3 protein-coding genes are annotated in these 4,974 nt (G+C 31.0%); all 3 read right to left on the reverse strand.

The genetic code is table 11. The annotated features are described in order from the left end of the window. Window positions 1-183: 183 nt before the first annotated feature. A complete protein-coding gene (locus HN894_03010; protein MBT7142283.1) occupies window positions 184-1,023 on the reverse strand; it encodes a hypothetical protein in 840 nt (279 codons plus the stop codon). Between the two features lie 76 nt (window positions 1,024-1,099). Continuing rightward, window positions 1,100-4,273: an N-6 DNA methylase gene (locus HN894_03015; protein ID MBT7142284.1), complete on the reverse strand. Its 3,174-nt coding sequence runs from the start codon at window positions 4,271-4,273 to the stop codon at window positions 1,100-1,102. Between the two features lie 238 nt (window positions 4,274-4,511). Further along, window positions 4,512-4,679 carry a hypothetical protein gene (locus HN894_03020; protein MBT7142285.1) on the reverse strand — a complete coding sequence of 56 codons (168 nt, stop codon included), beginning with the start codon at window positions 4,677-4,679 and terminating at the stop codon, window positions 4,512-4,514. Window positions 4,680-4,974: the final 295 nt, after the last annotated feature.

A 4,974-nucleotide genomic window follows, 5' to 3' on the forward strand; every position in this document is an offset into this window, starting at 1 on the left:
CTTGAGGCTGTGAAGCAGTGGCTGAGCCAAAAGTTACGTTTAAAGGGAACTGAGACAAAGAAATTATTTCGATAATTCTTTTGCTTAATGAACCGCTAAGTACGAGACCCGTACGCTTAGTGGTGTGAGAGGTGTACTGGCGGTCATTTGACCGTCAGCCGCCTACTCGATTAGGCTTTCGTTTTATCTTTTTAGTATATGATTGTAATAAATCTGAAACCAAACTGCACTTGTAATATTATGTTTAGATTCTTCCCGCTCTTTATGCTCCAAATTATCATAAGTAGTAATTCCCAGAAGAGTTGTTGTGTTTGCTAAAAAATCAGTTGCCATAATTAAATAATCATTTATCACCTTATTTTCAGCATGTTTCAGAATATTATATTTCCCATGAGATATTGATGACGTATATTCATAAAGTAAATCTTTTTGTTTTCCTACAAATACTTTAACTAGATTTTCAAGATTGTATCTATTATCATAGTTTTCATTATTTGTCTTTTTGTTTGCTTTAACATGTAAATTCTTTAGAGTTTTTTTGACTACTGCTGGTTTTAATTTTTTAAACCAATGCTTTAAATAATCTTCATCTGCAAGTTCTTTAATGTAATTATAATAAAATTCAAAATCAAGAGTACAAGCAAATAGTATTGAAGACAGCTCCATATAACTTCTAAATACGACTAATGCGTCATAATTTTTATTTTCCCTTATCAAATCTGTATATACTTCAATAATTATCGAAAGTCTATTTAAAATTGCTTTTAAAAATGACTTTTCCTCAGTTTTATATTCCCACAATGATTTTTTAATATTTAAATTACTTATTTCATCCCAAATATTCTTATAACAAAATGACATGAATTTAGGAATGCTAAAATTATTATAATAAACTTCTTGATACTTTAAAATATAGTCATAATCACCTTTCTCAAAATCAGTAAATATTTTTTTGCCATTAGGGCCAATATTATATTTATTGATTTTGTCAATTTCGGATTCTATTATTTTTAATAATTCCATCTACTTAAATTTTTTTATGTAGCCCAACTGGAATGCGCTTTAAGCGGGCGGGTTTGGGTGCAATGTTGTGTGCATTTTATAATATATCATTCGTTACATTATCTATTTCTTCCATTTTTTCAATTGTAAATGCAAGGATTTTTACAATGTCTTTTACTTGTTGTATTTCTTCTATTTGCAAATCTTTTCCTTTGCGTTCTTTTAGATATTTATCAATCACTTTGTAACCGCCAATATAAAATTCAAATATTTCTTCGGGTATCGGCTCAAAATAATTTGTTTTGTTTATATAAATTCTACCAACGTTTTCAACTGCTCTGAACTCAATTTTTTCTACCGTATCTTTCCCAACTTCTCCGTCATAAGTTTCTGCAATGTCGTAATCAGGAATTTCTTCCATTAAGTGTGCGTTTATGAGTTCTTGTCCTATTTCGACAATTTTTTCAAAATCTTCGGAACTATCACAAAACGGTATTCTCGGAAAATCAATTTTCAGAAAATCGCTGTATTTTTTTCTATATGTTGGCGAATGCAGAATGCCGTAGATATATGCTAAAATTTGTTCGGGACTGAATTTGTCACCGTATTTTTCTTCAATTAGTTTTTTAAAATCGTTCTGAAAATTTACTAATTTTATTTTTTTTTGTTGCAGTGTTTTTTCGTCAATTGTAAAATCGTAAACATATAAAGGAAAATGAGTTTGTCCATTTGCAGATTGTAATAAATTTGCATCAGTCAAATTTTTTGAAATAAAAACATGCTTAAAGCTACCCCTGAAAATTTGTCTTGGAACATTTAATGCAATATTTTCAGAAAGCATATTTTTCATCACTTCACCACGAGGCATACTTTGAAAACCACGAGAACGACCAGTGAAATATGTAAATCTTTTATCAAATAGTCTATATGAAATTTGGCGAATATTTTCAATCGAAAAACCACCTTTCTTTATATCTTTTTGAGCTAATATTACTTGCCAATCTCTTACATCTTTTCCTATTTCTAATTTTTCTCTTGCGTCTTCTGGTTTTCGTTTTATAAATTCAGATATAGTATTATGAATTTCATCAAAACTGTTTTTTATTGTTAATTTGTCCCGACCCGTAACTATTCCTAAACTGTTTTTTACAAATATTTCTTTAACAGAAAAGAACTTTTCATAAATTGACCTATTTTCAATATTTTGTTTTGTAAATAAATAAAATGGTTCAGTAGGGTCTAAATTTATCCAATCAATATTGTTAAATTCGGTTTCGTATAGCTGTTTATTTTTAATATCACGTTTGCCCCAAAAATCGGCTCGTTTTACTTCTTTTTTTAGCCCTTTCTTTTTGATTAAAACCGAAATGCAAACACCTTGTTGAATATCAAATACATTCTCGTCTTTTTCACCTTCTGGAGTTTTCTCCATTTTCTTTGAATTTCCATGTAAATCAATTATAAGAATTTGGTCAAATGCTTTCATTAAGTTGTATCGCATTCCCCTGAAAGTAGGATTTTCCAAAAAAGAATGGTTTGTAATAATTGCAACTACGCCTTCGCCTGTTTGTTCAATTTTGTATTGAGCAAAACGGATAAACTTTACATAATCATCTTGTAACCATTTGGGATTGTTTTCATTAATTGTAACATTTTCAATTTTATAATAATCTTTGACCATTTTACCTATCCATGTATCAATCTTCTTCTTTACTTCTCTTGTCTTTCCTGATTTATAAGTTTTTGTAATTTTTTTCATGTTAAAACTTATATTTTCAGAACTACCGGAATATGGCGGATTACCGGTAATTACAAGAATTTTTTCGTTTCGTTTTACCACCTGAGCTAAATCACCTTCTTTCTTTAAAGACGGAACAAACAAGCTTTTTTGAGGGTCTTTATCTTCAAGTGTATTTGTTAGATAGATATTTAAACGGTCTTGAACTTCAAAACCATTTTCTTTTAAATATTGTGTCAGTTTTAAATGGGCAATTGCATAAGGTGCAATCAAAAATTCAAAACCATAAATATTGTTTATATGTTTTTTAATCAGATTATTACCTTCGGGTTTGTTAAATGGCTTTTTATCGTTAAGTTGTTCTAATATTTCGAGTAAAAAAGTGCCTGTTCCTGCTGCAAAATCAAGAAAATTAACATTTTCGTAATCTGCAATTCCGTTTCTGATACCAAAAAAATGTTTATCTTTTAATACATCGTCTATTGCGTTAATAATGAACCTTACAACCGAATGAGGTGTATAATAAACCCCCCTGCTTTTTCTCAATTTCGGGTTGTATTCGGATAGAAAATTTTCGTAAAAATAGAGGTATGGGTCTTTGTATTCTTCATCGGTTTTCTTTTTGCGGTTTGTAAAACTCAAACTTTCCTGAATTGCTCGCAAATCAAGATTGTTTATTAGTGACATCAGTTCTTCCACTATCCAAAGTGCTTTGCTGTATCTGTCTTTTTTAATGTATTTTAAAAGTCCGACGATATTTTTAATAAGTGCAAAAGTTGTCGGGATTTGTAAATCTATGTTTCGTAAAGTAATTTGCTCGTTTCTTTCAATATTAAGTTTTGCCAAAAACAAACCATAAGTCAAAGTTTGAGCAAATGTATCTGTAAATCCTTCAACTGTAAGGTCTTCATAAACTGTATTTACAAATGCTTCGTAAGTTCCCCAAATTTCGTCTTGTAAATCTTCGTTTTGCTCCTGTTCTTTTAGGTATTCGTAAAGTATTACAAATAAATATTTTGATCTTTCTGCAAGTGCAAAAGCAAGAGTTTCAATATCCGCAATTCCTCGCGGTGCTTGATTAATAAATTTTTTAACTAGTTCGTATACTTTGTTTTCGTTTTGTGGATTTATTTTAAATGATTTGTTTTGCAAATCTGTTATTTCGCAAAGTGTTTCACGGAAAATTTCATCACCTTTTAGCCAAACAAATTCGACATAATTTGTTATTAATAGATTATCGCTTAATTTTTTATATTTCTCAATCTGTTCAGATAAAATTGTTTCATTCAGATTTTGAGTAATTTTTTTATTCTCAATGTAACCGATAATTCCTGCTGATGTAGAAACCATAAAATCAGGCGAACCATTTTTTCCTTGTCGTTTTGGTTCATGCAAAATATTTGTTTCTTGTGTAGAAATATCTTTTGCAACAGAATTTAACAAAATTTCCAAAGCGGCCCTGTGTGAATGCTCTGTTATATCTGTTAATTTCTGTTTTTGCAGTTCTTTTATGTAATCTGTAAAATTATGCATTATCTGTTTTTAATTCGTAATTGTATTATTTTTAGTTGCACAGTAGAGTAGAGCCTGATAGCCTATTCATATTTTTTTTCCCACAAAGATAAGAAAAATAGTTTAGACTATCAGTACCCCCTTCATCAAACCGTACGTGAACTTTTCGCTCATACGGCTTACCGATAGAGTTCTTCATTGAGCTTTCGCAAGGGTTTTTAAGCGTGCATACTTTTCCAAGTCTAACAGCCCTTTGCCTTTAACAAATGTACTGTATGGGTGTTGACGTAACACCTTGTGCGCTTTCCTTCCTTTGCTTGGCTCTAATGTATAGCTTCCTTTGAAAAACACGAACCATCTCATCGGTCATTGCTGACGATAGACTTACTAATAGATTTTCATCAATATAGGTCGTTCTGTCTTTCATATTAGCTTCTCTAAAGTAAAGCCCCTTCCCTAACCAAAGGTTTTGTTGTCCTTTGGGTCAATCGTTACTATGGGCTTCTCCGACTTCTCTTGTTTCCATTCCGAATTTCGCTATGCTTATATCGGATTGTTTAGGATTGCCAACCCTTAAAACAAGAGATCTCCCACGTTCCGTATTAATCCATCTATAATCACGCCACCCCTATGACTCCGGTAGTTTACTAAATTTCTTGCGACTGTTATCCATTTAGTATGGCAGGGTTCGAGACCGTCAAAACTCTCCCCAATTCTACTGA

Source organism: Bacteroidota bacterium, assembly GCA_018692315.1.
GTDB lineage: Bacteria > Bacteroidota > Bacteroidia > Bacteroidales > JABHKC01 > JABHKC01.